The organism is Spirillospora sp. NPDC049652 (assembly GCF_040675125.1).
Classification (GTDB): Bacteria; Actinomycetota; Actinomycetes; order Streptosporangiales; family Streptosporangiaceae; genus Spirillospora.
In genome coordinates, this window is the sequence record NZ_JBFAOF010000897.1 from 1 (window position 1) to 2,956 (window position 2,956).

At 69.5% G+C, this 2,956-nt stretch carries 4 protein-coding genes; 3 read left to right on the forward strand and 1 reads right to left on the reverse strand.

Translation table 11 applies throughout. From position 1 onward, the window contains the following. From AB0J52_RS34520 to AB0J52_RS34530, 3 genes are all read left to right on the forward strand, one after another. Positions 1–309: helix-turn-helix domain-containing protein (locus AB0J52_RS34520; RefSeq protein ID WP_500187095.1), on the forward strand; the 309-nt coding region annotated here is incomplete at its 5' end. A 65-nt stretch (positions 310–374) separates the two neighbouring features. Next, complete coding sequence (locus AB0J52_RS34525; RefSeq protein WP_500187096.1) at positions 375–977, forward strand: isochorismatase family protein; 603 nt, start codon at positions 375–377, stop codon at positions 975–977. Between the two features lie 358 nt (positions 978–1,335). Continuing rightward, positions 1,336–1,905, forward strand: a complete 570-nt coding sequence (locus tag AB0J52_RS34530) for a DUF4265 domain-containing protein (protein ID WP_500187097.1) — start codon at positions 1,336–1,338, stop codon at positions 1,903–1,905. Between the two features lie 180 nt (positions 1,906–2,085). Here AB0J52_RS34530 and AB0J52_RS34535 read toward each other — a convergent pair. Next, a partial coding sequence (locus AB0J52_RS34535) for an MFS transporter (RefSeq protein WP_500187098.1) occupies positions 2,086–2,956 on the reverse strand: 871 nt, incomplete at its 5' end.

The window sequence follows — 2,956 nt, forward strand, 5'->3', positions numbered from 1 at the left end:
CTGCGGGCGTGGATCACCGGCCACCTCACCGCCGACCTGTCGGCGGCCGCGCTCGCCGACCGCATGTGCCTCAGCGAGCGGCACTTCAGCCGCGTGTTCCGCAAGGAGACCGGCGCGACACCCGCCGCGTTCGTCGAGGCCGCCCGCGTGGAGGCCGCGCGGCGGCTGCTGGAGAGCACCGACGAGCCGCTCGGCCGCGTCGCCGAGGCGTCCGGCCTCGGCTCGGCCGAGACGCTCCACCGGGCGTTCCGGCGCCGCCTCGGCACGACACCGGCGGCCTACCGGCGGCGCTTCCGCACGGCCGCCTGACCTTCGAAGACCCACCCCGTCCCGCCGGGACGGCGGTTCACCCTGCCCGAGAACGGGAGACAACCATGTCCGTTTCCACCACCCTGCGCGAGCTGGTCGGCCTGGACGGCGAGCTGCCCGCGCTGTCCACCAGCACCCTGATCATGATCGACTTCCAGAACACCTACACGACGGGCGTCATGGCCCTGCCGGACGCGGACCGGGCGCTGGACGCCGGGGCCCGCCTGCTGGCCGCCGCCCGCGCCGCCGGGACCCCGGTCGTCCACATCGTGAACGACGGCGGCGAGGGCACCCCGTACGACATCCGCGCGGAGATCGGGCAGATCGAGTCCCGCGTCGCGCCCCGCGACGGCGAGCCGGTCGTGGTGAAGGGCTTCCCGAACGCCTTCCACGAGACCGAGCTGGAGAAGGTGCTGCGCGAGCTCGACGCCGGGCCGGACCTGGTGCTGGCGGGCTTCATGACCCACATGTGCATCCAGTTCACCGCCCAGGGCGCGTTCAACCTCGGCTACAGCCCGACCGTGGTGGCCGAGGCGTGCGCGACCCGCCCGCTCCCCGGCCCGGACGGAACGGCGGTCTCGGCGGACGCCCTGCACACCGCGGCCCTGACCACGGTCGGCGACCTGTTCGGCCGCATCGCCCCCCAGGTGACCGACCTGCACGCCTGACCCGGCCCCGACAACACGGCTAGCGCGGCGACCTCCCCGTCCCCGCGCTAGCCGCGCGCCCGCCCTGCGCGCCCTTCGGCGCGAGGCATCAACTCGACCCTGACCGACCCCCAAAGGGATACAACCCCGACCGGCAGCCGAAGTTCGCCGTCCCACGGTCGATGAGTGGGGCTAAGCAACCTCCTAATAACGAAGCACGAGTGGATCGCATAATCCATGAGATTGCTGGGAGGATCGAGTGATCCAGCAAATAAGCTAGTGGTGTGTGTCGCGTGTACAACGTGCCCCAGAATGATGGTCCCGGAGCCAGGGTGAGCCATTTACATGTTTGGACATGTTGCGCTAATCTATTCATCTTATGCAGCGTACTTCCAAGGTTCACGTTCGGCTGACCGTCGAGGGCGGCTGGCCGCCGGTCGCTTTCGAGGAGTTGGAAGCAAGGCCCAGAGGTGACCACCGGTTCGAACTCACGTCCCCGCCCGCCTTTGCAAGGCGCCTGGCGGTCCGGGACGTTGTCCGGGTCGCACATCATGGGTCACCGGAGCAGGTGTGGGTGGAATCCCTAATCGAGCCGGGTGGGCATTCGACGGTGCGTGTGATTTTCTTTGAGGCGGCCGGTCGAGAGCCTGAGGTCGACCTCAGGCGCGAGCTCGATCGTCTTGGAGCCCGAATTTATGAGACTGGCTTCCAGGGAATGATTTCCGTGGACATCCCTGGTGGGGTTGATTTCGATTCCGCGCGTGCCTTCTTGGACGATGGGGAGTCACGGAATTTCTGGGAATACGACGAAGGTGTTATTTCCAACCTGCATGCCCCGGCCCCTAGGGAGGGGGCAAGTGTTTGTGAGAGTTCCCGGCAAAGCCATGCCGTCGGTCAATCATCTCATGACGCCCTCGCTGGGTTGGAAGAGTGCGGTCCATCGGCATGAGCCCCAGACCGGCGCCGTTCTATGGACGATCCCGCCCACGGCAGCCGGCTTCCGATGACTGGGGCATGCCCATTACTGAGCACTCGTGATCGGTGGAAGGGTGAGTCGGCGAGAGTCGCGTTGAGCGACCTCGGCACCGCCCGTCCGCTCTCCGCGAGCGGACGGGCGGCGTGAGGCGGCTCATCGGCTCACGGCCTCGGCCGGAGTGTCCGCTGGCTCCGGGGCGGGGGCGAATCGGCGGGTCGAGACGTACAGGGAGAGGAGTGCGAGGGCGACCGCGGCGGCCGCCACCACGGCCAGCACGCCCGCGCCTCCCGCCACGGCGAAGGCGCCCACGCCTCCGGCCACCGCCTGACCCGCGTAGATCGCCGAGGAGTTCAGCGACAGCGCGATGGGACCGGTGGGGCCGCTCGCGCCGAGCAGCCGCTGCTGCTGCGCGGGGTTGAACAGCCAGCCGATCAGCGACCAGAGCCCGAGCGCCAGGCAGAGCACCAGCATGGTGGTTCCGGTGAACCCGAGCGCCGCGAGTAGCAGCGTGAAGACCAGCAGTCCGGCCATGCCGACGGCCGCGACCCGGGTGGGCGGCATGTGGTCGATCATCCATCCCGCGGCGAGGTTCGACAGCACCGCGGTGATTCCGGCGACCAGGTACAGCACGGTCAGCTCACTGCCGGTGACACCCGCCGCATGGTCGGCGAACCAGGCCAGATAGGAGTAGAGGACGAACACCCCGGCCATCGCCAGCGCGGTGGCGGCAAGGGTGGACGGCACGCCGGGGATCCGGGCCACGGCCAGGCGCTGCGCGAACGAGGCGGCACCGGGGGAGGGCATCGAGTGAAGGGTCATGCTCAATCCGGCCAGCGCGATCACGCCCAGGACCGCGACGAACACGAACGTGCCACGCCAGCCCGCCGTCTGGCCGATCAGGGTTCCGAGCGGCACCCCGAGAGCGTTGGCGACCGTCAGGCCGCCCAGGACGGTCGCCAGGGCGCGTCCGCGTTCGGCGGGGGCGGAAAGGGACGCGGCGGCCGCTGAGGCGGCCGGGGTGAAC

Coding starts and splice junctions, on each gene's coding strand:
- AB0J52_RS34525 (WP_500187096.1), top strand. CDS start 375: ATGTCCGTTTCCACCACCCTGCGCGAGCTGGTCGGCCTGGACGGCGAG.
- AB0J52_RS34530 (WP_500187097.1), top strand. CDS start 1,336: ATGCAGCGTACTTCCAAGGTTCACGTTCGGCTGACCGTCGAGGGCGGC.